The 23,085-nt window shown below is 62.8% G+C and carries 24 protein-coding genes; 15 read left to right on the plus strand and 9 right to left on the minus strand.

Going from position 1 to position 23,085, the window contains the following annotated elements:
- Positions 1–56: 56 nt before the first annotated feature.
- The 7 genes from purD to D8767_RS03955 all read right to left on the minus strand — a co-directional run bounded on the left by purD (position 57) and on the right by D8767_RS03955 (position 7,539).
- Entirely contained in the window at positions 57–1,352 is a 1,296-nt protein-coding gene (gene purD, locus D8767_RS03925) for a phosphoribosylamine--glycine ligase (RefSeq protein ID WP_016712203.1), read from the minus strand.
- A gap of 148 nt (positions 1,353–1,500) precedes the next feature.
- Positions 1,501–3,108, minus strand: a complete 1,608-nt coding sequence (gene purH / locus D8767_RS03930) for a bifunctional phosphoribosylaminoimidazolecarboxamide formyltransferase/IMP cyclohydrolase (protein ID WP_016712202.1) — start codon at positions 3,106–3,108, stop codon at positions 1,501–1,503.
- A gap of 81 nt (positions 3,109–3,189) precedes the next feature.
- Positions 3,190–3,510 carry a DNA-binding transcriptional regulator Fis gene (gene fis / locus D8767_RS03935; protein WP_016712201.1) on the minus strand — a complete coding sequence of 107 codons (321 nt, stop codon included), beginning with the start codon at positions 3,508–3,510 and terminating at the stop codon, positions 3,190–3,192.
- A complete protein-coding gene (gene dusB / locus D8767_RS03940) occupies positions 3,507–4,520 on the minus strand; it encodes a tRNA dihydrouridine synthase DusB (RefSeq protein WP_016712200.1) in 1,014 nt (337 codons plus the stop codon). Before dusB ends, fis begins: the two co-directional genes overlap by 4 nt.
- A gap of 175 nt (positions 4,521–4,695) precedes the next feature.
- On the minus strand, positions 4,696–6,048 hold the full coding sequence (locus D8767_RS03945; RefSeq protein ID WP_016712199.1) for a DUF3426 domain-containing protein: 1,353 nt from the start codon (positions 6,046–6,048) through the stop codon (positions 4,696–4,698).
- A gap of 42 nt (positions 6,049–6,090) precedes the next feature.
- On the minus strand, positions 6,091–6,969 hold the full coding sequence (gene prmA, locus D8767_RS03950) for a 50S ribosomal protein L11 methyltransferase (RefSeq protein ID WP_016712198.1): 879 nt from the start codon (positions 6,967–6,969) through the stop codon (positions 6,091–6,093).
- Between the two features lie 114 nt (positions 6,970–7,083).
- Positions 7,084–7,539, minus strand: a complete 456-nt coding sequence (locus D8767_RS03955; RefSeq protein ID WP_016712197.1) for a MaoC family dehydratase — start codon at positions 7,537–7,539, stop codon at positions 7,084–7,086.
- 143 nt (positions 7,540–7,682) lie between these two features.
- Here D8767_RS03955 and D8767_RS03960 point away from each other — a divergent pair, with 143 nt between their 5' ends.
- Genes D8767_RS03960 through D8767_RS03970 form a run of 3 tightly spaced genes read left to right on the plus strand, consistent with a single transcriptional unit; the run spans position 7,683 to position 9,358 of the window.
- Positions 7,683–8,045: a CidA/LrgA family protein gene (locus tag D8767_RS03960; RefSeq protein ID WP_016712196.1), complete on the plus strand. Its 363-nt coding sequence runs from the start codon at positions 7,683–7,685 to the stop codon at positions 8,043–8,045.
- A complete protein-coding gene (locus tag D8767_RS03965) occupies positions 8,042–8,758 on the plus strand; it encodes an LrgB family protein (protein ID WP_016712195.1) in 717 nt (238 codons plus the stop codon). The genes D8767_RS03960 and D8767_RS03965 overlap by 4 nt, the downstream gene beginning before the upstream one ends.
- A 9-nt stretch (positions 8,759–8,767) precedes the next feature.
- Entirely contained in the window at positions 8,768–9,358 is a 591-nt protein-coding gene (locus D8767_RS03970; protein WP_016712194.1) for an LON peptidase substrate-binding domain-containing protein, read from the plus strand.
- Positions 9,359–9,372: 14 nt separating this feature from the next.
- Here the strand turns inward: D8767_RS03970 and D8767_RS03975 are convergent, their stop codons facing one another.
- Together D8767_RS03975 and D8767_RS03980 are read right to left on the minus strand one after the other, a co-directional pair.
- Positions 9,373–10,689: a bifunctional DedA family/phosphatase PAP2 family protein gene (locus tag D8767_RS03975; protein ID WP_016712193.1), complete on the minus strand. Its 1,317-nt coding sequence runs from the start codon at positions 10,687–10,689 to the stop codon at positions 9,373–9,375.
- A gap of 2 nt (positions 10,690–10,691) precedes the next feature.
- Complete coding sequence (locus D8767_RS03980) at positions 10,692–11,360, minus strand: DNA-3-methyladenine glycosylase (RefSeq protein WP_016712192.1); 669 nt, start codon at positions 11,358–11,360, stop codon at positions 10,692–10,694.
- A gap of 295 nt (positions 11,361–11,655) precedes the next feature.
- Between D8767_RS03980 and D8767_RS03985 the strand changes: the two genes are divergently transcribed.
- From D8767_RS03985 to lipA, 12 genes are all read left to right on the plus strand, one after another.
- The gene (locus D8767_RS03985) at positions 11,656–12,927 is read left to right on the plus strand and encodes a glutamate-5-semialdehyde dehydrogenase (RefSeq protein ID WP_016712191.1); all 1,272 of its coding nucleotides are present in this window, start codon (positions 11,656–11,658) and stop codon (positions 12,925–12,927) included.
- Complete coding sequence (gene nadD, locus D8767_RS03990) at positions 12,896–13,588, plus strand: nicotinate-nucleotide adenylyltransferase (protein WP_016712190.1); 693 nt, start codon at positions 12,896–12,898, stop codon at positions 13,586–13,588. Before D8767_RS03985 ends, nadD begins: the two co-directional genes overlap by 32 nt.
- A gap of 43 nt (positions 13,589–13,631) precedes the next feature.
- Positions 13,632–14,051, plus strand: a complete 420-nt coding sequence (gene rsfS / locus D8767_RS03995) for a ribosome silencing factor (protein ID WP_016712189.1) — start codon at positions 13,632–13,634, stop codon at positions 14,049–14,051.
- A 10-nt stretch (positions 14,052–14,061) separates the two neighbouring features.
- Positions 14,062–14,529, plus strand: coding sequence for a 23S rRNA (pseudouridine(1915)-N(3))-methyltransferase RlmH (rlmH, locus tag D8767_RS04000; RefSeq protein WP_003249722.1), 468 nt, complete (start codon positions 14,062–14,064; stop codon positions 14,527–14,529).
- A 16-nt stretch (positions 14,530–14,545) separates the two neighbouring features.
- Positions 14,546–16,435, plus strand: a complete 1,890-nt coding sequence (gene mrdA, locus D8767_RS04005; RefSeq protein WP_016712188.1) for a penicillin-binding protein 2 — start codon at positions 14,546–14,548, stop codon at positions 16,433–16,435.
- A 38-nt stretch (positions 16,436–16,473) separates the two neighbouring features.
- Entirely contained in the window at positions 16,474–17,577 is a 1,104-nt protein-coding gene (gene rodA, locus D8767_RS04010) for a rod shape-determining protein RodA (RefSeq protein WP_042131952.1), read from the plus strand.
- Between the two features lie 17 nt (positions 17,578–17,594).
- A complete protein-coding gene (gene mltB / locus D8767_RS04015) occupies positions 17,595–18,605 on the plus strand; it encodes a lytic murein transglycosylase B (RefSeq protein WP_028698510.1) in 1,011 nt (336 codons plus the stop codon).
- A complete protein-coding gene (locus D8767_RS04020) occupies positions 18,605–19,606 on the plus strand; it encodes a septal ring lytic transglycosylase RlpA family protein (protein WP_016712185.1) in 1,002 nt (333 codons plus the stop codon). The genes mltB and D8767_RS04020 overlap by 1 nt, the downstream gene beginning before the upstream one ends.
- Positions 19,607–19,826: 220 nt before the next feature.
- Positions 19,827–20,987, plus strand: coding sequence for a D-alanyl-D-alanine carboxypeptidase family protein (locus tag D8767_RS04025; RefSeq protein ID WP_016712184.1), 1,161 nt, complete (start codon positions 19,827–19,829; stop codon positions 20,985–20,987).
- A 73-nt stretch (positions 20,988–21,060) separates the two neighbouring features.
- Positions 21,061–21,336, plus strand: coding sequence for a DUF493 domain-containing protein (locus tag D8767_RS04030; protein ID WP_003249736.1), 276 nt, complete (start codon positions 21,061–21,063; stop codon positions 21,334–21,336).
- Positions 21,336–21,983 carry a lipoyl(octanoyl) transferase LipB gene (gene lipB / locus D8767_RS04035; protein ID WP_016712183.1) on the plus strand — a complete coding sequence of 216 codons (648 nt, stop codon included), beginning with the start codon at positions 21,336–21,338 and terminating at the stop codon, positions 21,981–21,983. The genes D8767_RS04030 and lipB overlap by 1 nt, the downstream gene beginning before the upstream one ends.
- A 2-nt stretch (positions 21,984–21,985) precedes the next feature.
- Positions 21,986–23,002 carry a lipoyl synthase gene (lipA, locus tag D8767_RS04040; RefSeq protein WP_016712182.1) on the plus strand — a complete coding sequence of 339 codons (1,017 nt, stop codon included), beginning with the start codon at positions 21,986–21,988 and terminating at the stop codon, positions 23,000–23,002.
- The last annotated feature ends 83 nt before the right edge of the window (positions 23,003–23,085 follow it).

Here is a 23,085-nt window from a genome sequence, read left to right on the forward strand (position 1 = left end):
CCTTGTCGACGAGCCGGATGCCGTGCGCTGAAAGCGCTACGGCGCTCCGGTAGTACTTACTGCTGGTGCTCACCGCGCTCGCGGGCGATGGCCCGATAACCGATGTCGGTACGGTAGAAGCTGCCGTTCCAGCTCACTTCCTTGGCCAGACGGTAAGCTTGCTGCTGCGCGTCAGCAACGGTGCTGCCCATGGCGGTGGCACACAAAACGCGGCCGCCGTTGGTGACCACTTGGCCATCCTTGAGCGAAGTACCGGCATGGAACACCTTGCCTTCGATCTTGGCCGCAGCGTCCAGGCCACTGATGGCGTCGCCCTTGGCGTAGTCGCCTGGGTAACCGCCAGCTGCCAGCACCACGCCCAGGCTTGGACGCGGGTCCCACTGAGCTTCGACCTTGTCCAGCGCTTTGGCGAAAGCGGCTTCGATCAGCAGCACCAGGCTCGACTCCAGGCGCAGCATGACCGGCTGGGTCTCTGGGTCGCCGAAGCGGCAGTTGAACTCGATGACTTTGGGGTTGCCCGCCTTGTCGATCATCAGGCCTGCGTAGAGGAAGCCGGTGTAGACGTTGCCTTCCTCGGCCATGCCGCGCACGGTCGGCCAGATGACCTGGTCCATCACGCGCTGGTGCACGTCTGCGGTCACCACCGGGGCAGGGGAGTAGGCACCCATGCCGCCGGTGTTCGGGCCGGTGTCCTGGTCGCCGACGCGCTTGTGGTCCTGGCTGGTGGCCATGGGCAATACGTTGTGGCCGTCGACCATGACGATGAAGCTGGCTTCCTCGCCGTCGAGGAACTCTTCGATCACCACACGCGAACCGGCTTCACCAAAGGCGTTACCGGCCAGCATGTCACGCACGGCGGCTTCGGCCTCTTCGAGGGTCATGGCGACGATCACGCCTTTGCCCGCAGCCAGGCCGTCGGCCTTGATCACGATCGGTGCGCCTTTCTCTTGCAGGTAGGCAAGTGCAGGTTCGATTTCGGTGAAGTTCTGGTAGTCGGCGGTCGGGATCTTGTGGCGTGCCAGGAAGTCCTTGGTGAAGGCCTTGGAGCCTTCCAGCTGGGCCGCGCCCTTGGTTGGGCCGAAGCAGTCCAGGCCACGGCTGCGGAACAAGTCCACCACGCCGATGACCAGCGGTGCTTCCGGGCCGACGATGGTCAGGTCGACGTTCTTCTCGGCGAAGTCGGCCAGTTGCTCCAGCGCGCAGACGTCGATGGCGACGTTTTCGCACTTGGCTTCAATAGCGGTGCCGGCGTTGCCTGGGGCAACGAAGACTTTCTCGACGCGTGGGTCCTGGGCGACTTTCCAGGCCAGGGCGTGCTCACGGCCGCCGCTGCCGATGATCAAAACTTTCATGTCAAAACCTCGATTCAGGTGATCCTGAGGCTGCCGGCGATCTCTGTGGGAGCGGGCTTGACCCGCGAATGCGGTGGTGAAGGCACCATCGTATTCGCGGGGCAAGCCCGCTCCCACAGGATCTCGACTCGCCTCGGGATCCACGTAATTAGTGGCGGAAGTGGCGCATACCGGTGAACACCATGGCGATACCGGCTTCATCAGCGGCTGCAATCACCTCGGCATCACGCATCGAACCACCCGGCTGGATCACGGCGCTGATACCCACTTTAGCCGCATTGTCGATGCCATCACGGAACGGGAAGAACGCGTCCGAGGCCATGACCGCACCCTGCACCTGCAGGCCAGCATGCTCGGCCTTGATTGCAGCAATGCGCGCGGAGTTGACGCGGCTCATCTGGCCAGCGCCTACGCCGATGGTCTGGCGCTGCTTGGCGTAGACAATGGCGTTCGACTTGACGAACTTGGCCACTTTCCAGGCGAACACCAGGTCGTGGATTTCCTGTTCGGTCGGGGCGCGCTTGGTGACGATTTTCAGGTCATCAGCGGTGATCATGCCGATATCGCGGCTCTGCACCAGCAGGCCACCGTTGACGCGCTTGAAGTCCCAACCGGCAGCGCGCTCGGCAGGCCATTCGCCGCACTCAAGCAGGCGTACGTTCTGCTTGGCGGCAACCACTTCACGGGCAGCCTGGGAAATTTTCGGCGCGATGATCACTTCGACGAACTGGCGGTCGACGATGGCCTTGGCGGTTTCGCCGTCCAGCTCGCGGTTGAAGGCAATGATGCCGCCGAATGCCGACTCGGTGTCAGTGGCATAGGCCAGGTCGTAGGCCTTGCGGATGCCGCCTTCGTCTTCAGGCACAACGGCCACGCCGCACGGGTTGGCGTGCTTGACGATAACGCAGGCTGGCTTGACGAAGCTCTTCACGCACTCCAGCGCGGCGTCGGTGTCGGCCACGTTGTTGAACGACAGTTCCTTGCCTTGCAGCTGGACGGCAGTGGAAATGCTGGCTTCGCCTTTCTTGGCCTCTACGTAGAACGCCGCGCTCTGGTGCGGGTTCTCGCCATAACGCATTTCCTGGGCCTTGACGAACTGGCTGTTGAAGGTGCGCGGGAATTCGCTGCGATCGGCAGTCGAAAGGGTGTCCTTGGCCTGGTCGATGGTGCCCATGTAGTTGGCGATCATGCCGTCGTAGGCGGCAGTGTGCTCGAACGCCTTGAGCATCAGGTCGAAGCGCTGGGCGTAGGTCAGGCCACCGGCTTTAAGGCCTTCGACGATGCCGGCGTAGTCGCTGGCGTTGACCACGATGGCCACGTCTTTGTGGTTTTTGGCAGCCGAACGGACCATGGTCGGGCCGCCGATGTCGATGTTCTCGATAGCGGTCGGCAGGTCACAGCCAGGCTTGGAAATGGTGGCTTCGAACGGGTACAGGTTGACCGCGACCAGGTCGATCGGCTTGATGCCGTGCTCGTTCATGATGGCGTCGTCGGTGCCGCGACGGCCGAGGATGCCGCCGTGGATCTTCGGGTGCAGGGTCTTGACCCGGCCATCCATCATTTCGGCGAAGCCGGTGTAGTCGGCCACTTCCACCGCGTTCACGCCGTTGTCCTTGAGCAGCTTGTAGGTGCCGCCGGTGGACAGGATCTCGACACCGAGCTGTTGCAGCTCACGGGCGAATTCGAGGATACCGGTCTTGTCGGAGACGCTGATCAGGGCGCGGCGGACTGGCAGGCGGGTAGTCTGGTCGGTCATTTCGGGTTCCAATAACGCGGTGGAGTCAGCAAAAAAGGCGCCTCTGTTCAGGGAGCCGCCTTTTCTGGTTGGGATTCTGGCTTACAGCAAGTCGTACTGCTTGAGCTTCTTGCGCAGGGTGCCTCGGTTCAGCCCGAGCATCTCGCTGGCCTTGGTCTGGTTGCCCTTCACGTAGTTCATCACGCATTCGAGCAGGGGCGCCTCGACTTCGGAGAGCACCAGGTTGTACACGTCCGTCACGGTCGCGCCTTCCAGGTGGGCGAAGTAGTTGTGCAGCGCCTTCTCGACGCTGTCGCGAAGGGTCTGGCCCTCTTCGCTCGGCGTGTTGAGGTGCTGTTTCAGGTTGGCGTTTTCGCTCACGGGCGTTGTTCCACTCACAAATGTCTCGGTCATCATCGTCATGCGGCCACCCCTTGTCCGTCCTCTGTCTCAAGGCTCTGTCGACGTTCACTGAAAAACGCGCGAACGTTGGCGCACTGCGCTTGTGTATCTTCCAAAGCGTTGAACCGGGAGCGAAACTCCTTGCCGCCGGGTCGTGTTGCCAGGTACCAGCCAACGTGCTTGCGGGCGATACGTACGCCCATCACATCGCCATAGAAGGCATGCAGCGCGGCCAGGTGCTCCAGCAGGATGCGTTCCACTTCGTCCAGCTGCGGCGCTGGCAGGTGTTCGCCAGTGCGCAGGTAATGCTCGATCTCGCGAAAGATCCACGGCCGCCCCTGGGCGGCGCGGCCGATCAACAGGCCGTCGACCCCGGTGGCATCCAGCACCGCCCGGGCCTTTTCTGGCGAAGTGATATCGCCGTTGGCAAAAACCGGGATCGACACCGCCTGTTTGATGGCAGCGATGGTGTCGTATTCGGCCTCGCCGGTGTACAGGTCGGCGCGTGTACGGCCATGCACCGCCAGCGCCTGGATGCCGGCCTGTTCGGCGATCTTCGCCACGTTCAGGCCGTTCTTGTTCGCCCGGTCCCAACCGGTGCGGATCTTCAGGGTCACCGGAACATCCACGGCGCCTACAACGGCGTGGAGGATTTCGTGGACCAAGGCTTCATCTCTCAATAAAGCAGAGCCTGCAGCTTTGTTGCAGACTTTTTTTGCCGGGCAGCCCATGTTGATATCGATGATCTGGGCGCCCGCTTCGACGTTGGCCTTCGCCGCCGCTGCCATCATCTGCGCATCACCGCCGGCGATCTGCACCGAGCGTGGCTCGGGATCACCTTCATGGATGCGGCGCAGGCTCGACTTGCGGCTGTTCCACAGGCTCATGTCGCTGCTGACCATTTCCGACACCACCATGCCCGCGCCCAGGCGCTGGCAAAGTGTACGGAAAGGCTGGTCCGTGACCCCGGCCATGGGCGCGAGGATCAGGTTGTTACGCAGTGTGTATTGGCCGATGCGTACCGCCGACATAGGTGATCCCTGTTGTGGGGCCGAATCTTGGAGTTCGAAAAAGGGTTGGCATGATACCCGCTCTCGGTGACCGGATAAAGATGGATTTGGATAAAATCTGAACAGTTGTCGGCTTATGACTTTTGGTGCCACATATGGACAGCGGGGCTGCCTGGCAGCCCCGCTGGCGCACTGCCTATTCCGGCGAACGGAAGCTCAGGCTGTAGTTGACGGCCTTCGGCCCCGGGTCGAGGATGTCCAGAGCGATATGGATCGGCGTCTGGCTGGGCATGTCGCCACGCCCGGCCAATTCGCCTGAGAGGTACTCGCTGGGCTTGAAGCGACGACTGGCGATCAGCTGGCCATTGAGGTCGGCAAAGCGCAGTTCCAGCAGCGGGAACGGCTGGGAGAAGGGGGCGCGGTTGTAGATGATCGCATCGACGATCAGTGCACCCTTGAAGTCGGGGTGGCTGCGCACCACCAGGTTGCTGCTCTTGATGCGTGCAATATCGACGCGGGTGGGCACCTGGCAACCGACCATCGGGCAGACCTGCTGGAAAATTGGCCGGTACTGGTCCTGGCGGGCCATCTCGTCGAAATGGAACCACACGTACTGGAAGGCCAGCAGGCCAGCAGCCAACAAGGTCAGAAAACCCCACAGCAAACGCTTGCCCCAGTTGGGGGCGGGTTTTTCCCAGCCCAGCTGCAGCGGGTCGTCGACCACGTCGACCAGCGGTTCCTTGCGGGCCGGGCGCTCAGGTTTACTGGCAAGGCCTGGTTCAAGGCGGTCGCCGGGTAGTGGCTCGTCAGGTTCATCGTCGCGGGCCGACAGATGCAGCGCCAGCGGCTCATCGTCGCGGGCGCTCAGGCCTTTTTCCGGTATTTCGTCATCGCTGGCGCGCAGTGGCTCGCTGAAGGCAGGCTGCTTATCGATTTCGGGCGCGCGGTGTACGGGCGGCTCGTCATCGATATCCAGGTCGTGGTTGCTGCCCAGGGTCGGTTCGGTGCGCTCGCCGGGTGCCGGTTCCAGGTCCAGCGCCAGGGGCTCTGGCTCCAACAGCGCCGGGGCGGCTTCTGTCGGCTGTTGGGGTTCGAAGGGCTCATCGGTGGCTGTGCCGAACAGGTCGTCTGCGTGCTCGTCCGGGTGCAGCTCGTCGCGCCGTGCCTGCAGCCCGCCATCCAGGTTGGCCGGGCGTGTGGGTGCCGGTTGGCCACGACGTTCCAGGCGCTCCAGTTCCTTGTCGAGGTCGAGCTCATCCAGTGCCTGGGCGGTAAGCGCCCAGGCATCGTCAGCGCTATCGTTGCGCACTTCGATGGCGGGCTCAGGGGTGACCGCCTGTTCGATCAGCGGTTCGGCCGGCACAGCGGGTACTGGCGCAGGCGCCACGGGGGCATTGGCGCGGTTCTGCTCCAGCAACTGCTTGGCGGCATTGAACACCTGCAAGCAGTGACCGCAGCGCACCACACCGCGAGCCACGCTCAACTGGTGGTGGGTGACGCGAAAGCTGGTCTGGCAATGCGGGCACTGGGTGACGAAACTGTCGGTCATGCGGCAATCCGGGAGCTGTGCAGAAGACTATTCTAGGCCCGCTTAACGGCGGCGACCACTGATGCGCACCCAGCCGTCGCGTACGACGATCGGGTCCAGCTCGAAGTCGGCGGCGTAGGCGGCAGCCACTTCTTCGCCCTGCTCGGCGAGGATGCCCGACAGAGCCAGCAGGCCACCTGGGCGGACCAGGCCGGACAACTGCGGCGCCAGCGATACCAGCGGGCCGGCCAGAATGTTGGCGACCAGCACGTCGGCCTGCATGGCCGGCATGTGCTCGGGCAGGTACAGCGCCAGCTTTTCATCGGCAATGCCGTTGCGCTGGGCATTGTCGCGCGAAGCCTCGATGGCCTGCACGTCGATGTCGGTACCGACTGCTTCACGGGCGCCCAGCAGCAACGCGGCAATGGCCAGGATGCCCGAGCCACAGCCAAAGTCCAGCACCTGGGTGCCTTGCATTTGCTGGGCATCCAGCCACTCCAGGCACAAGGCAGTGGTGGGGTGGGTGCCAGTGCCGAAGGCCAAGCCCGGGTCGAGCAGCAGGTTGACGGCGTCCTTTTCCGGGGCATCGTGCCAGCTCGGCACGATCCACAGACGTTGGCCGAAACGCATCGGCTGGAAATTGTCCATCCAGCTGCGTTCCCAGTCCTGGTCCTCGATCACTTCGGCCTGGTGCTCGGGCAGCTCGGCGCCGGTCAGCAGGCGCAGGTGGGAAAACACCTGCTCAGGCTCTGCATCGGCCTCGAACAGGGCCAGCAGGTGGGTGTGCGACCACAGCGGGGTGGTGTTGAGGTCTGGCTCGAAGATCGGTTGATCTTCGGCGTCCATGAACGTGACCGAGACGGCGCCTACTTCAAGCAGGGCGTCTTCGTAGGTTTCGGCTTGTTCCGGGCTGATGGCCAGGCGTACTTGCAGCCAGGGCATGGCGGGCACCTTTGGTAAATCGACAGGGGCAGCCCTAGGCTGCGCGAAGGCTGGCAGTTTACGCGAGTGCGGGGGATTTGTGGATCGGGGCGCACGCGGCGCCCCCGGAATGCATCAGACAAAACACAGGGAAAGCGATTCAGCTATATAAGCAGGCTTCTCTTCACCCTCAATTTCCAAGGTGGCAATCGCCTTCAGCAACCACTGCCCCGGCTTTTTCTCTGTCACCTCGGCCAGGTCCACTTTCAACCGCACCTGGCTGTCGACCTTGACCGGCTGAATGAACCTGACGCTGTCCAGCCCATAGTTCACCACCATCTTAAGCCCTTGCGGCAGGACCAGGATGTCCTCGATCAGCTTGGGAATCAGCGACAATGTCAGGAAACCGTGGGCAATCGTGCCGCCAAACGGTGTTTTTGCCGCCTTCTCAGGGTCGACATGAATGAACTGAAAATCGCCGGTTGCCTCGGCGAACAGGTTGATGCGCTGCTGGTCGATCTTGAGCCAGGCAGAGCGGCCCAGTTCCTTACCAACGTACTGCGAAAGCTCTGTAACCGGTACATAGGGCATCGCGGACTCTCCGGGTTGTCAGTTGGTACGAAAGTGCAAGATCAGCACGGCGAACCGTTTCAGTCAAGTTGCCCGCTTTTCGGCGAATATCGGTCTATAGCCGGGCGTGCTTATAATGGCCACCATGCCCGAGGGAGATGCTTATGCTGTTGCGTGGTTTGAGCTGGCTGGTGCTGTTCCAGCTGCTGGGAACGGCGATCAATCACCTGTTGGTGCCGGTTTTGCCGGGGCCGATTATTGGCCTGTTGCTGCTGTTGTTCTTTCTCATGGCTCGCGGTGAAGTGGGCAAGCCGTTGAACGAGGCCGCCAGTAGCCTGTTGCGCTACCTGCCGCTGTTGCTGGTGCCGCCGGCGGTAGGGGTGATGGTGTATGCCAAGGACATTGCCGCTGATTTCTGGGCCATTGTCGGTGCCTTGCTGATTTCCTGTCTGGTGACGCTGGTGTTTGTCGGGGTGCTGATGCAAAAGCTCATCCAGCGCCAGGGCAAGCGTGAGGAGCAGCCATGATGCTCGACTGGCAAGGCGCGCTTGACGCAGTCGTCCATCACCCGTTGTTCGGTATCGGCATTACGCTCGGGGCCTACCAGGTTGTGCTGGCGGCCTACGAAAAGACCCGCTGGATCTTTCTGCAGCCGGTGCTGGTGTCGATGTTGCTGGTAATCGGTGTATTGCTGCTGTGCGGTATCGACTACAGCGAGTACCGCAAAAGCACCGAAATCATGAACATCCTGCTGGGGCCTGCCACTGTCGCCCTGGCTGTGCCGCTCTATCTCAACCTGCGGCGTATCCGCCAGCTGTTCTGGCCCACATTTACTACGCTGGTAGTCGGGGGTCTGTTCGCCACCCTGTTCTGCCTGTTGCTGGGCTGGTGGTTCGGTGCCGAACACATGATCCTGATGACCATGGCGCCGAAGTCCGTGACCTCGCCGATCGCCATGCTGGTGGCCGAACAGATTGGTGGCGTGGCGGCCTTGGCTGCGGTGTTCGTATTGATTACCGGGGTGATCGGGGCCATCTTCGGCCCGGCACTGCTGAACCGCTTCGGGGTACACAGCCCTGAGGCGCGAGGCATGTCGCTTGGGGTGACCGCGCACGCGGTGGGCACTTCGGTGGCCCTGCAGGAAAGTGATGAATGCGGCGCCTTTGCCGCGCTGGCGATGAGCCTGATGGGCGTGGCCACGGCGGTGTTCCTGCCGCTGGCGGTCAGCCTGGTGGCTTGAGGACTTGTGATGACGCTACCGCTGTTTCCGCTCAATACCGTGCTGTTTCCTGGCTGCTTTCTCGATTTGCAGATTTTCGAGGCGCGCTACCTGGACATGATAAGCCGCTGCATGAAGCAGGGCGAAGGTTTTGGTGTGGTGTGCATCCTTGAGGGCGAGCAGGTTGGCAAAGCGCCGCCGATGGTCGCCTCGATTGGCTGTGAGGCGGTCATCCGCGACTTCGTGCAGCAGGACAACGGGTTGCTGGGTATCCGTGTTGAAGGCGTTCGGCGCTTTAACCTCGACAGCACCGAAGTGCAGAAAGACCAGTTGCTGGTAGGGCAGGTACAGTGGTTGCCGGAACAGGCGGACAGCCCGTTGCTTGAAGCCGACGATGACCTGTTGGCGCTGCTGGTGGCGCTGGGTGAGCACCCGATGGTCGAAGCGCTGGACATGCCGAGGCCAGTGGATGGGCGTCAGGCGCTGTCCAATCAGCTGGCGTACCTGCTGCCGTTCATGGAAGAGGACAAGCTGGACTTGTTGACCCTGGATTCACCGCAGCAGCGGCTGGGGGAGATCCAGAAGCTGCTGGAGCGGATTCAGGGCGAACTGTTTGCCTGAGGGTACTGGCTACATCAATATTGGTATCGAAGTAAAGCCTGCGGCAGCGCATGCATGGCAAAGAACGCCAGCAGCGCCACGCAGGCCGGTAACACCAGCCACCACGCCCGCTGCGGCAAGGCTGGCAGTGTCTGGCGCCGTTGCACCAGGGTCAGGCTAAGCGCACACACGCAGCACGCCAGCAGTGCTCCGGCCAGAATGTCTGTCGGCCAGTGAGCCCCCAGGTAAACCCGCGACAGGGCAATCGCCAGGGCCGGAATGCAACCCAGCATCACCCAGGTCAGGCGCATCCGCGGTGGCTGCCCACGCCCCGCCAGCACGGCCATCACCAGAAAGAACGCAAACGACGCCGAACTGTGCCCGCTGGGCATGCTGTAGCTGGTCAGCGGGTCGGTCAGCACTTCCGGTCGTGCCCGGGCGAACAGCCATTTGAGTGTGCCGTTGGCAATCGCCGTGCCCATCAGGGCGCCGACAGCGAACATGGCGTGTCGCCACTGCCGGGCAAGCAGCAACAGGCCTGTCAGCAGCCCGCCAAGGAAGAACTGAGTACGGAAGTCGCCCAGCCTCGTCACAAGGACCACGGTGCCATCGATGGCCTGGCTGCGGTGTTCCTGGACCAGTGTCATCACGCCTTGATCGAACTCATGCAGGTAAGGCCAACCGATAAATATCCCGGCCAGGGCGATGAAACTGAGGCCTGCAACCAGCCGGGTGCCGTGACGCTGGTCACGCAGGCTGCAGTTAAGGCTAAGGCCAATCACCACGGCCAGGGTGCCGGCGATGATGCCCGCATCCAGCCAGAAGCCTTCCGGCAGCGGCAGGCGCATGGCTGCGCCAGTGGCCCAGCCGGGCAGCAGATAGGCGACCGACCAGCCAGCGCCGGCCACCAGGCTGACGGCGATGAAGCGCGGCAGAGGCATGTCGAACATGCCGGCCACCATCGGCAGCATCGGCCGCAGAGGGCCGATGAAGCGGCCTACCAGCAGGCTGGCAATGCCATAACGCTGGAAGTAGGTCTCGGCGCTGCCAATCCATTCCGGGTGATGGCGCAGTAAGGGTAGGCGGCGGATGTTCTGGTGGAAGTGCTTGCCCACCGTATACGACAGCACATCACCCAAAAGGCCGCCAAGGAAGCCCAGCAGCAAGGTTTCACCTAGGCTGAAGGCGCCACTGCCGGCCAGTACCGCGACGGCGAACAGCAGCACGGTGCCCGGCACGATGATGCCGGCGATGGCCAGGCATTCGATGCAGGCCACCAGGAAAATCGCCAGGCCAAGCCACTGTGGGTTGGCGCTGAGCCAGCCGGTCAGGCTGTCGAGCCATTGGCCCATGTTCAGCTTCCTTGTTCGAGAATGAAGAAGTCACGGCCTTCGACTTGGCCGCGACGTAACGGGTTCCGCGTGCAGAAGCGGGCGTATTCGGCATCGACGAAACGGTAGGGCAGGTGTTCGTCACGTCCGTGCGGGATGCCCAGGCGCGCGGCCTGGATAACCCGTGGTACGGCGTTGCCGCAATCGTCCACGTACAGTCGCTCGGCGTCGAAGCGCTGGGCATCCCAGTGCGGCACTTTCAGGCCCAGGGCCCGGCATAGCAGGGTCTGGCCCGCGCACAGGCGCTCATCCGGGCGCAGCTTGCCACTGGCATCGGGGTTGTTCAGTTGCATCTGCGCCAGGCTGTTGGGGCCTGAAAGGGCATCCTGCCAAGGATAGGCGGACTTGATCAGCACCGCGTTGCCCGGCCCGTGGGCGCTGAAGTTCAGCGAGTCGCCGCCGCGGGCGTAGTACATGTAGATGTGACCACCATCCAGGAATAGCGCTTTGCGCTTTTCGGTGTAGCCGAGCGAGGCGTGGCTGCCTTTGTCGGCGAGGTAGTAAGCCTCGGTCTCGATGATGCGCGCGGCAAGCCACAGGTCGCCGTGGCGATGGCGGATAACCTTGCCGAGCAGGGCTTTGGCCAGGGTCTGGGCATCGCGGTCGAAAAAGCTGTCGGGCAGGGCTGGCATGCGGGCGGTTCGTGGCTGGGGAGGCGGGATGATAGCAATGATTGGCTTAATCGAGGCTGAACCAGGGGCGCGATTGAATGGTATCTGTATGTTTCGCTTGTGGGGCTTCGGTGTGCTCGCCGTGGTGTATTCGTTGTCGTTGAAATTGAGCGCCGCCCGCGCGGCGCTCGATTTCACAGGCGCAGATAATCGTGAGACGAACTACCATTTTCTACCATCCGCCACCCGCCGCTGGGCGTACACCTGCGCGGCAGTTATAATCAGCCGATTTCCCCTTCGCCAAGACACCGAACCCATGACTGAGTCCGTTCTTGACTATATGACCCGCCTGGGTCGCGCTGCCCGTGAGGCTTCCCGGGTGATCGGCCGTGCCAGCACCGCGCAGAAGAACCGCGCCCTGCAAGCCGCCGCCGATGCGCTGGATGCTGCCCGTGCCGAGCTGACTGCCGCCAACGAACTGGACCTGGCCGCCGGCCGCGCCAATGGCCTGGAGCCGGCGCTGCTCGACCGCCTGGCGCTGACCCCGGCACGCATCGACGGCATGATCACCGGCCTGCGCCAGGTGGCCAGCCTGCCGGACCCGGTCGGTGCGATTCGCGACATGAGCTACCGCCCATCGGGCATTCAGGTCGGCAAGATGCGCACACCGCTGGGGGTGATCGGGATCATCTACGAATCGCGCCCGAACGTGACCATCGATGCCGCCAGCCTGTGCCTGAAGTCGGGTAACGCGACCATCCTGCGCGGCGGCTCCGAAGCCATCCATTCCAACCGCGCCATCGCCACCTGCATCCAGCGTGGCCTGGCTGAAGCCGGCCTGCCGGCAGCCGTGGTTCAGGTGGTCGAGACCACTGACCGCGAAGCCGTGGGCGCGCTGATCAGCATGCCGCAGTTCGTCGACGTCATCGTGCCGCGCGGCGGCCGTGGCCTGATCGAACGCATCAGCCGCGATGCCCGGGTGCCGGTCATCAAGCACCTGGACGGTATCTGCCACGTCTACGTCAGCCAGCATGCCGACCTGGACAAGGCCTGGAACGTGGCCTTCAACGCCAAGACCTACCGCTATGGCATCTGTGGCGCCATGGAAACCCTGCTGGTCGACCAGCAGGTGGCCGAGCGCTTCCTGCCGGAAATGGCCCGCCGCTTCCGGGAGAAGGGTGTGGAGCTGCGTGGCTGCGAGCGTACCCGCGCGCTGATCGAGGCCAAGCCGGCCAGCGAAGACGACTGGCACACCGAGTACCTGGACGCGATCCTGTCGATCCGCGTGGTGGACGGCCTGGACCAGGCCATCGAGCACATCAACCACTATGGCTCGCACCACACCGACTCGATCATCAGCGAACACCAGGGCGAAGCCCGCCAGTTCATGGCTGAAGTCGACTCGGCGTCGGTCATGCTCAACACCCCGACGTGCTTTGCTGACGGCTTCGAGTACGGCCTGGGTGCGGAAATCGGCATTTCCACCGACAAGCTGCATGCCCGTGGCCCGGTCGGCCTGGAAGGCCTGACCTGCGAGAAGTACGTGGTCATCGGCGATGGCCAGCTGCGCGGCCAGGGGTCGTGCTGAGTTGAGCAAGGCCCAGGCAGTCCGGCGCATCGGCATTCTAGGCGGCACCTTCGACCCCGTGCACATCGGCCACCTGCGCAGCGCGCTGGAAGTGGCCGAGTTCATGGGGCTGGACGAGTTGCGCCTGCTGCCCAACGCCCGGCCGCCGCACCGCGACACCCCGCAGGTGGCCGCCGAGGATCGCCTGGCGATGGTTCGTGAAGCGGTGCAAGGCGTTGCCTGCCTGAGCGTCGATGCCCGCGAGCTGGAACGTGACAAACCGTCGTACACCATCGATACGCTGGAGTCGATCCGCGCCGAACTGGCCGAAAACGACCAGCTGTTCCTGGTGCTGGGCTGGGATGCCTTCTGTGGCCTCCCTACCTGGCATCGCTGGGAAGAACTGCTGCAACACTGTCACATCCTGGTGCTGCAACGCCCGGATGCCGACGTAGAACCCCCTGACGAGCTGCGCAACCTGCTGGCTGCGCGCTCGGAGAGCGATCCTGCCGCCATGTCCGGCCCGGCGGGAAATATTTCGTTCGTCTGGCAGACGCCGCTTGCGGTGTCGGCTACACAGATCCGACAGCTGCTGGCCAGCGGCAAATCGGTGAGGTTCCTGGTGCCGGACGCCGTACTGGCCTACATCGAGGCGCACGAACTGTATCGTGCGCCCAACTGACGGTGCCTCTGGCGCCTCATCTAACGAGTTGAACGAGTTTTATATGACCAAGCAGAAAATTTACGGCGAAGAACTGGTCGCCCTGACCAAGGCAGCGCTGGAAGACGTCAAGGCCCAGGACATCCAGGTCATCGACGTGCGCGAAAAGCACAGCCTGACCGACTACATGATCATTGCCACCGGTACCTCCAACCGCCAGATCAACGCGATGCTGGAAAAGGTCCGCGAAGCCGTGAAGGCCAAGGGCGCCCAACCACTGGGTGAAGAAGGCAAGGGCGACAGCGACTGGGTGCTGCTGGACCTGAACGACGTCATCGTGCACATGATGACTGCCGCTGCCCGCCAGTTCTATGACCTGGAGCGCCTGTGGCAGGGTGCCGAGCAAAGCCGTGCTGCCGATGGCAAGCACCACAGCCCGGACCACGCTCACGAGTACTCCGACAAGCTCAAAGACCGCGAATAAGGGCAGCGCTGTGCGTTTGCGCCTGATTGCGGTCGGCTCGCGCATGCCGAAGTGGGTCGAGGAAGGCTGGCATGAATATGCCAAGCGCCTGCCTGCCGAGCTGTCGCTGGAGCTGGTGGAAATCCCGCTGAATACCCGTGGCAAGAATGCCGACGTCGCCCGCCTGATCCGTCAGGAGGGCGAAGCCATGCTGAGCAAGGTGCAGCCTGGGGAACGCATTGTCACCCTCGAGGTCCATGGCAAGCCCTGGAGTACCGAGCAGTTGGCGACCGAGCTGGATCGCTGGCGCCTGGATGCGCGCACGGTGAATTTGATGGTGGGGGGCCCGGAAGGCCTTGCGCCTGAGGTCTGTGCGCGCGCCGAGCAACGCTGGTCGCTGTCGCCGCTGACCCTGCCGCACCCGTTGGTAAGGATACTCATCGGCGAGCAGATCTACCGCGCCTGGACCGTGTTGTCCGGGCACCCTTACCACAAATGAGCCTGTAAGCAGTCCGATGTCGCAGCCGATCCGTCTCAAGGACCACGAGAAAGACGCCCGCTTGGTGCGCAACCGCGTCGTGGTCGGCGCGGTGGCGATCATGCTGCTTATTTGTGTGCTTATCGCACGGCTGTATTACCTGCAGATCATCCAGTACGACTACCACTCGACGCTGTCGGAGAACAACCGGGTGCACGTGCAGCCGATTCCCCCGACTCGTGGGCTGATTTTCGACCGCAACGGGGTGATCGTTGCCGACAACCGGCCCAGCTTCAGCCTGTCGATGACCCGCGAACGTGCAGGTAACTGGCAAGAAGTGCTGGATACCATCGTCGAAGTGCTGGAGTTGACTGCCGATGACCGGGCGCTGTTCGAGAAGCGCATGCGTCAGGGCCGTAGGCCCTTCGAGCCCGTGCCGATCCTGTTCGAGCTGAATGAAGAGCAGATCGCCCGGGTGGCAGTAAACCAGTTCCGCCTGCCAGGTGTGGAAGTGGTTGCGCAGCTGGTGCGGCATTATCCGCAGGGGGCGCATTTCGCCCATTCGGTGGGTTATGTGGGGCGCATCAACGAGAAAGAGCTGAAAACCCTCGACCCGGTGAACTACAGCGGCACCCACCATATCGGCAAGACCGGCATCGAGCGCTTCTACGAAGACGCCTTGCACGGCCAGGTCGGCTACGAGGAAGTCGAGACCAACGCCCGTGGCCGTGTGCTGCGAGTGCTCAAACGCACCGACCCGAAACCTGGCAAGGACATCGTGCTGAGCCTGGACATCAAGCTGCAGGAAGCCGCCGAAGCCGCGCTGGGCGGTCGGCGTGGCGCGGTGGTGGCGCTCGATCCGCGTACTGGCGAGGTGCTGGCGATGGTCAGCCAGCCAAGTTTCGACCCCAACCTGTTCGTGACGGGCATCAGCTTCAAGGCTTATGCCGAACTGCGCGACTCGATAGACCGGCCGCTGTTCAACCGCGTGCTGCGTGGCCTGTACCCGCCGGGTTCGACCATCAAGCCGGCCGTGGCGATTGCCGGCCTGGACAGTGGCGTGGTCAACGCCAGCAGCCGAGTGTTCGACCCGGGCTACTACCAGTTGCCCAACTATGACCACAAATACCGTAACTGGAACCGCTCCGGCGATGGCTGGGTCGATCTGGACACCGCGATCATGCGTTCCAACGACACCTACTTCTATGACCTTGCGCACAAGATGGGCATTGATCGGTTGTCCAGCTACATGAACAAGTTCGGCATCGGCCAGCGGGTTTCCCTCGACATGTTCGAGGAGTCCGCCGGGTTGATGCCATCGCGTGAATGGAAGCGTGCCACGCGCCGCCAAGCCTGGTTCCCGGGTGAAACCCTGATTCTCGGCATCGGCCAAGGCTACATGCAGGCCACGCCACTGCAATTGGCCCAGGCCACCGCATTGATCGCCAACAAGGGCGTGTGGAACCGCCCGCACCTGGCCAAGACCATCGAAGGCCAGCCGCCGGTGGACGAAAACCCCATGGACAACATCGTGCTGCGTGACAAGTCCGACTGGGCCAAGGTCACCCACGGCATGGAGCAGGTGATGCACAACGCCCGTGGTACTGCACGCAAGGCGGCCGCTGGCGCCCAGTACCGCATTGCCGGCAAGAGCGGTACCGCCCAGGTGGTGGCGATCAAGCAGGGTGAGAAGTACGACCGCAACAAACTTCAGGAGCGCCACCGCGACCACGCCCTGTTCGTCGCCTTTGCCCCGGCCGATGACCCGAAGATCGTGGTCTCGGTGATGGTCGAGAACGGTGAGTCCGGCTCTGGTGTTGCTGCCCCCGTGGTACGCCAGATCATGGACGCCTGGCTGCTCGACGAAAACGGCCGGCTCAAGCCCGAGTTCGCGCCTGCCACCGTGACCCAGGAATCGGCCCTGTGATGAACAATTTCGATCGCATGCTCTCCAGCGAGGATGTGATGCGTCGGCGCGCCAGCTTTCTGCAGCGCATTCATGTCGACGGCCCCTTGCTGGTCATTCTGCTCACCCTTGCGGCCGGCAGCCTGTTCGTACTGTATTCGGCCAGTGGCAAGAACTGGGACTTGCTGCTCAAGCAGGCCACCTCGTTCGGCATCGGGCTGGTGTCGATGTTCGTCATCGCCCAGCTCGAGCCACGCTTCATGGCCCGTTGGGTGCCGCTGGCCTACCTGACCGGTGTGCTGTTGCTGGTGGTGGTGGACGTGATGGGCCACAACGCCATGGGGGCCACGCGCTGGATCAACATCCCCGGGGTGATCCGCTTCCAGCCCTCGGAATTCATGAAAATCATCATGCCGGCGACCATCGCCTGGTACCTGTCCAAACGCACCTTGCCACCGCATTTGAAGCACGTGGCCATCAGCCTTGTGCTGATTGGCGTGCCGTTCATATTGATCGTACGCCAGCCTGACCTGGGCACCGCGCTGCTCATCCTTGCCTCCGGTGCTTTCGTGCTGTTCATGGGTGGCCTGCGCTGGCGCTGGATCCTCAGCGTGCTGGCAGCGGCAGTGCCGGTGGCGGTGGCGATGTGGTTCTTCGTGATGCACGACTACCAGAAGCAGCGGGTACTGACCTTCCTCGACCCGGAGAGCGACCCGTTGGGCACGGGCTGGAACATCATCCAGTCGAAGGCTGCAATCGGTTCGGGCGGAGTGTTCGGCAAGGGCTGGCTGCTCGGTACCCAGTCGCACCTGGACTTTTTGCCCGAAAGCCACACCGACTTCATCATCGCCGTACTGGGCGAGGAATTCGGCCTGGTCGGCATCTGCCTGTTGCTGATTGTCTATCTGTTGCTGATCGGCCGTGGCCTGATGATCACGGCCCAGGCGCAGACCCTGTTCGGCAAGCTGCTCGCGGGCAGCCTGACCATGACCTTTTTTGTATACGTGTTCGTCAATATCGGAATGGTCAGCGGCCTTCTCCCCGTGGTGGGCGTGCCGCTGCCGTTTATCAGCTATGGCGGAACATCGTTGGTGACGCTGCTGTCAGCGTTTGGCGTTCTGATGTCGATCCACACGCACCGCAAATGGATCGCACAGGTTTGAATAAGGTGAAGAATTTCATGCAAGCAGTGCGTAACTGGGCTGCCCGTTGTGCGCCGTGGATCGGCGCGGTGGGCCTGTTCGGCGCTGTACAGCTGGCCCATGCCGGCGATTACCAAGGCTCGCCGCAGGTGGCCCAGTTTGTCGGCGAAATGAGCCGCGACTATGGCTTTGCCCCTGAGCAGCTGATGGGCGTTTTCGCTGACGTGCAGCGAAAGCAGTCGATCCTCGACGCTATCTCGCGCCCGGCCGAACGGGTCAAACCTTGGAAGGACTACCGGCCGATGTTCCTCACCGACGCGCGTATCGCCCGTGGTGTGGACTTCTGGCGCCAGCACGAGGCGGTATTGGCCCGTGCCGAGCAGGAATACGGCGTGCCGGCACAGTACATCGTCGCCATCATCGGTGTGGAAACGTTCTTTGGCCGCAACACTGGCAACTACCGGGTGATCGATGCCCTGTCGACCCTGGGCTTCGACTACCCGCCTCGGGCTGAATTCTTCCGCAAGGAACTGCGCGAATTCCTGTTGCTGGCCCGCGATGAACAGCTCGACCCGCTCACGCTCAAAGGCTCCTACGCCGGCGCCATGGGCCTGCCGCAGTTCATGCCGAGTAGCTTCCGTAACTTTGCGGTGGACTTCGACGGCGACGGTCACATCAACATCTGGAACAACCCGGACGATGCCATCGGCAGCGTCGCCAGCTACTTCAAGCGTCATGGCTGGGTGGCCGGTGGGGGCGTGGTCAGCCGCGCCTGGGTGGATGGCGCACGCGCCGACGAAGGCCTGACCACAGGCATCGAGCCTGTGAAAACCGTCGGGGAGTTGCGCGCGCTCGGCTGGTCGGTTCATGATTCGCTGCGCGATGATCTGCCGGTTACCGCTTTCCGCCTTGAGGGTGACAATGGCCCCGAGTACTGGGTGGGCCTGAAGAACTTCTACGCGATCACGCGTTACAACCGCAGCGTGATGTATGCCATGGCGGTGCATCAGCTTGCGGAACAGCTGGTTCAAGTACGGGGCGTCAAGTAATGCGCGCAATCATCTCTGCCAACTCTTTCAAGCTGCTCACCTGCCTCGCCGTTGGCGTGGTGCTGGCCAGTTGCTCCTCCAATCGCCCGGCCCAGCAAAGCAGTGGCAACGTCGTTCGCAGCCAGCCAGGCCTGGACATCAACCGGGCACACAAGGACGGCGCACCGTGGTGGGACGTGGATGTGAACAAGATCCCCGATGCCACGCCGACCGTGCATACGGGCAACTACAAGGCCAACCCGTACACGGTGCTGGGCAAGACCTACTACCCGATGCAGGACTCGCGCAACTACCGCGCCGAGGGCACCGCGTCGTGGTATGGCACCAAGTTCCATGGGCAGAACACCGCCAACGGCGAGCTGTATGACCTGTACGGCATGAGTGCAGCGCACAAGACGCTGCCGCTGCCGGCCTATGTGCGGGTGACCAACCTGGCCAACGGTCGCAGCGTGATCCTGCGGGTGAACGACCGTGGTCCGTTCTATTCCGACCGTATCATCGACCTGTCCTATGCGGCGGCGAAAAAGCTGGGTTACGCCGAGATCGGCACCGCGCATGTGCGCGTCGAGGGTATCGACCCGCAGCAGTGGTGGGCCCAGCGTGGCCAGACGCCGCCGATGGTGCTCAAAGAACCGCAGGTAGCCCAGACCCAGGCGATCCCGGCCAACACCGGGCGTGTCGAGCAATGGACCCCGCCGCCGCAGCAGCACGCAGCGCCGGTGGTGCCGGTGCAGGTGGGAGGCAACAACGTGCCGGCGGGCAACGGCGGCAGCTTCCTGCAGGTAGGCGCCTTTGCCAACCCGGACGCAGCCGAGCTGCTGCGCTCCAAGCTCAGCACCATGGTCAATGCGCCGGTGTTCATCAGCTCGATCGTGCGTAACCAGCAGACCCTGCACCGCGTACGCCTGGGGCCGATCGGCAGCCAGGGCGAGATCCAGCAGGCACAAGACAGCATCCGCCTGGCGAACTTGGGGCAGGCCAAGCTGGTCACAGCAGACTGACCGTTTATATGGGGCGGCCATCAGCGTGGCCGCAACCAAACTGTCGGTTTTGTCATGAATTGCCGGGCGCGCCCATGTACAATGACGGCTTTTGCCCGCAGCGACATAAAGCCGCACGTTCGTGGGCCAGGCCGACGGCCACAAAACTAGACTGACTGGCGCTGGGCACACGATCTTGCCCAGGGAACATCTCAGACCATTAGCGATTTTCGAGAGACGGATGAACATCACCAACCTTGCCAAACGACTTTGCCTGCCTGTACTGCTGATGATCACGCCTGCCGCCTTCGCGGCTGAGCAGATGACGCCGGCACCACCTCAATTGGCAGCCAAGTCCTACGTACTCATGGACGCGTCCAGCGGCAACGTGCTGGTCGAGAACAACGGTGACGAGCGCCTGCCGCCGGCCAGCCTGACCAAGCTGATGACCGCCTACATCGCCACCCTGGACATCCGCCGTGGCCAGATCGGTGAAAACGACCCGGTCACCGTCAGCGAAAACGCCTGGCGTACTGGCGGTTCGCGCATGTTCATCAAGGTGGGCAGCCAGGTGACCGTCAGCGATCTGCTGCACGGCATCATCATCCAGTCCGGCAACGACGCTTCGGTCGCCCTGGCCGAGCACATCGCCGGCAGCGAAGATGCCTTCGCCGACATGATGAACAAGACGGCTGCCGACCTGGGCATGACCAACAGCCACTTCATGAACCCGACCGGCCTGCCGCACCCGGACCACTATTCGTCGGCGCACGACATGGCCACCCTGGCCCGTGCGATCATCACCGTCGACCCGGCCCACTACGCCATCTATTCGCAGAAGGAATTCTTCTGGAACAACATCAAGCAGCCGAACCGCAACCTGCTGTTGTGGCGTGACAAGACCGTCGATGGCCTGAAAACCGGCCACACCGACGAAGCTGGCTACTGCATGGTGGCTTCGGCCGTTCGCGACGGCCAGCGCCTGATCGCCGTGGTGTTCGGTACCAACAGCGAGCAATCGCGTGCTGCCGAAACCCAGAAGCTGCTGACCTATGGCTTCCGCTTCTTCGAAACCCAGACCTTCTACCAGAAGGGCACCGAGCTGACCCAGGCTCCTGTCTGGAAGGGCGCCACCGGCCAGATCAAGGCTGGCCTGGCCGACGACCTGACCATGACTATGCCTAAAGGCCAATTGAAGCGCCTGCAGGCTTCGATGACCATGAACCCGCAGCTCACCGCACCCATCGCCAAAGGTGACGTGATCGGCAAAGTGGAAGTCAAACTGGACGAGAAAGTGGTTCACAGTGCCGACCTGATCGCCCTCGATGGCGTCGAGGAAGGTGGTTTCTTCCGCCGTATGTGGGATAGCATCCGTCTATTCTTCTACGGGTTGTTCAACTGATACGTGACCTGCATGCCCCCGCGTATCTCGCGGGGGCGTTGTTGTTGCCACGGCTTACGAGGCCGTTTCCGCCATGAGCGAACCAGACGTCAAGTCGCATAAAATCGAATTCCCTTGCGACGATTACCCGATCAAGGTAATCGGCGATACCGTTGTCGGCTTCAAGGACACCGTGATCGAAATCCTCAGCAAGCACGCCAAAGTCGACCTTTCCACCCTGGCCGAGCGCCAGAGCAAGGAAGGCAAGTACACCACCGTGCAATTGCACATCGTTGCCGAAAGCGAGAACCAGCTGCACGATATCAACAGCGCCCTGCGCGCTACTGGCATCGTGAAAATGGTGCTTTGATGTCCGCCTGCCTCGGTTTTCGCGAGCTTGGTCTGCAGCCCTACGAACCGGTGCTGGAGGCCATGCGTCGCTTCACCGAGCAGCGCACCCCGGACAGCCAGGATGAAATCTGGCTGGTCGAGCATCCTGCGGTCTTCACCCAGGGCCAGGCTGGCAAGGCCGAGCACCTGCTGGTGCCGGGCGACATCCCGGTGGTGCAGACCGACCGCGGCGGCCAGGTGACCTACCATGGCCCCGGGCAGTTGGTGGCCTACCTACTGCTGGATGTGCGCCGGCTGGGCTTTGGGGTGCGCGAGCTGGTCAGCCGTATCGAGCAGACGCTGGTCGAGCTGCTCGCCAGTTATGACGTGCAGGCTTCTGCCAAGCCCGACGCCCCGGGCGTCTATGTCGATGGAGCGAAAATCGCCTCCCTCGGCCTGCGAATTCGCAACGGCCGTTCGTTCCACGGCCTTGCCCTGAACGTGGACATGGACCTTGCGCCATTCCGCCGAATCAACCCCTGCGGCTATGCGGGGCTGGCGATGACCCAGCTGCGCGACCTGGCAGGTCCGATCGAACTCGACGAGGTCAGGACAAGGCTGCGCGGACAGCTGGTCAAGCACCTCGACTACGCTGAGCAGACGACCCTCACGGGCGGAATCGACTGAATATGACAACTGTGCAAGAAGCCGTGCCGAACCTGATACCCACCCAGGATGTCACCCCGCGCCCAGCGCCGAAGAAGGTGGAAGCTGGGGTAAAACTGCGTGGCGCCGAAAAGGTGGCGCGCATCCCGGTGAAGATCATCCCCACCGAAGAGCTGCCTAAAAAGCCTGACTGGATTCGCGTGCGTATTCCGGTATCGCCCGAGGTAGACCGCATCAAGCAACTGCTGCGCAAGCACAAGCTGCACAGCGTGTGTGAAGAGGCTTCCTGCCCGAACCTGGGCGAGTGCTTCTCGGGTGGTACCGCCACCTTCATGATCATGGGTGACATCTGCACCCGTCGTTGCCCGTTCTGTGACGTGGGCCACGGCCGGCCGAAGCCGCTGGACCTGGACGAGCCGAAAAACCTGGCGGTCGCCATTGCCGACCTGCGCCTGAAGTACGTGGTGATCACCTCGGTGGACCGCGACGACCTGCGTGACGGTGGTGCCCAGCACTTTGCCGACTGCATCCGCGAGATCCGCGCGCTGTCGCCGGGCGTGCAGTTGGAAACCCTGGTGCCGGACTACCGTGGCCGTATGGACGTCGCGCTGGAAATCACCGCGCAAGAGCCGCCAGATGTGTTTAACCACAACCTCGAAACCGTACCGCGCCTGTACAAGGCCGCGCGCCCGGGCTCGGACTACGACTGGTCGCTGGACCTGCTGCAGAAGTTCAAGCAGATGGTCCCGCATGTACCTACCAAGTCGGGCCTGATGCTCGGCCTGGGCGAGACCGACGAGGAAGTGATCGAAGTGATGCACCGCATGCGCGAGCATGACATCGACATGCTCACCCTCGGCCAGTACCTGCAGCCGTCGCGCAGCCACCTGCCGGTGCAGCGTTTCGTGCACCCGGACACCTTTGCCTGGTTCGCCGAGGAAGGTTACAAGATGGGCTTCAAGAACGTCGCCTCCGGCCCGCTGGTGCGTTCTTCGTACCACGCTGACCAGCAGGCCCACGAAGCCAAGATCAAGCTCTGAGCCTGGTCTGAGGCACGCATGCCGATGCACGCCGAAGGGCGGCATCGGCATTTTTGTTTGTGTACCAAGCGCTGCAAGGAGCC

Source organism: Pseudomonas sp. LTGT-11-2Z, from assembly GCF_003691445.1.
In the GTDB taxonomy this organism is placed as follows: Bacteria; Pseudomonadota; Gammaproteobacteria; order Pseudomonadales; family Pseudomonadaceae; genus Aquipseudomonas; species Aquipseudomonas monteilii.

Bases quoted from the DNA above. Each gene is read 5' to 3' on its own strand.
- purD (WP_016712203.1), bottom strand. From the start codon at position 1,352: ATGAAAGTTTTGATCATCGGCAGCGGCGGCCGTGAGCACGCCCTGGCC.
- purH (WP_016712202.1), bottom strand. From the start codon at position 3,108: ATGACCGACCAGACTACCCGCCTGCCAGTCCGCCGCGCCCTGATCAGC.
- fis (WP_016712201.1), bottom strand. From the start codon at position 3,510: ATGACGATGATGACCGAGACATTTGTGAGTGGAACAACGCCCGTGAGC.
- dusB (WP_016712200.1), bottom strand. From the start codon at position 4,520: ATGTCGGCGGTACGCATCGGCCAATACACACTGCGTAACAACCTGATC.
- D8767_RS03945 (WP_016712199.1), bottom strand. From the start codon at position 6,048: ATGACCGACAGTTTCGTCACCCAGTGCCCGCATTGCCAGACCAGCTTT.
- prmA (WP_016712198.1), bottom strand. From the start codon at position 6,969: ATGCCCTGGCTGCAAGTACGCCTGGCCATCAGCCCGGAACAAGCCGAA.
- D8767_RS03955 (WP_016712197.1), bottom strand. From the start codon at position 7,539: ATGCCCTATGTACCGGTTACAGAGCTTTCGCAGTACGTTGGTAAGGAA.
- D8767_RS03960 (WP_016712196.1), top strand. From the start codon at position 7,683: ATGCTGTTGCGTGGTTTGAGCTGGCTGGTGCTGTTCCAGCTGCTGGGA.
- D8767_RS03965 (WP_016712195.1), top strand. From the start codon at position 8,042: ATGATGCTCGACTGGCAAGGCGCGCTTGACGCAGTCGTCCATCACCCG.
- D8767_RS03970 (WP_016712194.1), top strand. From the start codon at position 8,768: ATGACGCTACCGCTGTTTCCGCTCAATACCGTGCTGTTTCCTGGCTGC.
- D8767_RS03975 (WP_016712193.1), bottom strand. From the start codon at position 10,689: ATGGGCCAATGGCTCGACAGCCTGACCGGCTGGCTCAGCGCCAACCCA.
- D8767_RS03980 (WP_016712192.1), bottom strand. From the start codon at position 11,360: ATGCCAGCCCTGCCCGACAGCTTTTTCGACCGCGATGCCCAGACCCTG.
- D8767_RS03985 (WP_016712191.1), top strand. From the start codon at position 11,656: ATGACTGAGTCCGTTCTTGACTATATGACCCGCCTGGGTCGCGCTGCC.
- nadD (WP_016712190.1), top strand. From the start codon at position 12,896: ATGGCCAGCTGCGCGGCCAGGGGTCGTGCTGAGTTGAGCAAGGCCCAG.
- rsfS (WP_016712189.1), top strand. From the start codon at position 13,632: ATGACCAAGCAGAAAATTTACGGCGAAGAACTGGTCGCCCTGACCAAG.
- mrdA (WP_016712188.1), top strand. From the start codon at position 14,546: ATGTCGCAGCCGATCCGTCTCAAGGACCACGAGAAAGACGCCCGCTTG.
- rodA (WP_042131952.1), top strand. From the start codon at position 16,474: ATGCGTCGGCGCGCCAGCTTTCTGCAGCGCATTCATGTCGACGGCCCC.
- mltB (WP_028698510.1), top strand. From the start codon at position 17,595: ATGCAAGCAGTGCGTAACTGGGCTGCCCGTTGTGCGCCGTGGATCGGC.
- D8767_RS04020 (WP_016712185.1), top strand. From the start codon at position 18,605: ATGCGCGCAATCATCTCTGCCAACTCTTTCAAGCTGCTCACCTGCCTC.
- D8767_RS04025 (WP_016712184.1), top strand. From the start codon at position 19,827: ATGAACATCACCAACCTTGCCAAACGACTTTGCCTGCCTGTACTGCTG.
- D8767_RS04030 (WP_003249736.1), top strand. From the start codon at position 21,061: ATGAGCGAACCAGACGTCAAGTCGCATAAAATCGAATTCCCTTGCGAC.
- lipB (WP_016712183.1), top strand. From the start codon at position 21,336: ATGTCCGCCTGCCTCGGTTTTCGCGAGCTTGGTCTGCAGCCCTACGAA.
- lipA (WP_016712182.1), top strand. From the start codon at position 21,986: ATGACAACTGTGCAAGAAGCCGTGCCGAACCTGATACCCACCCAGGAT.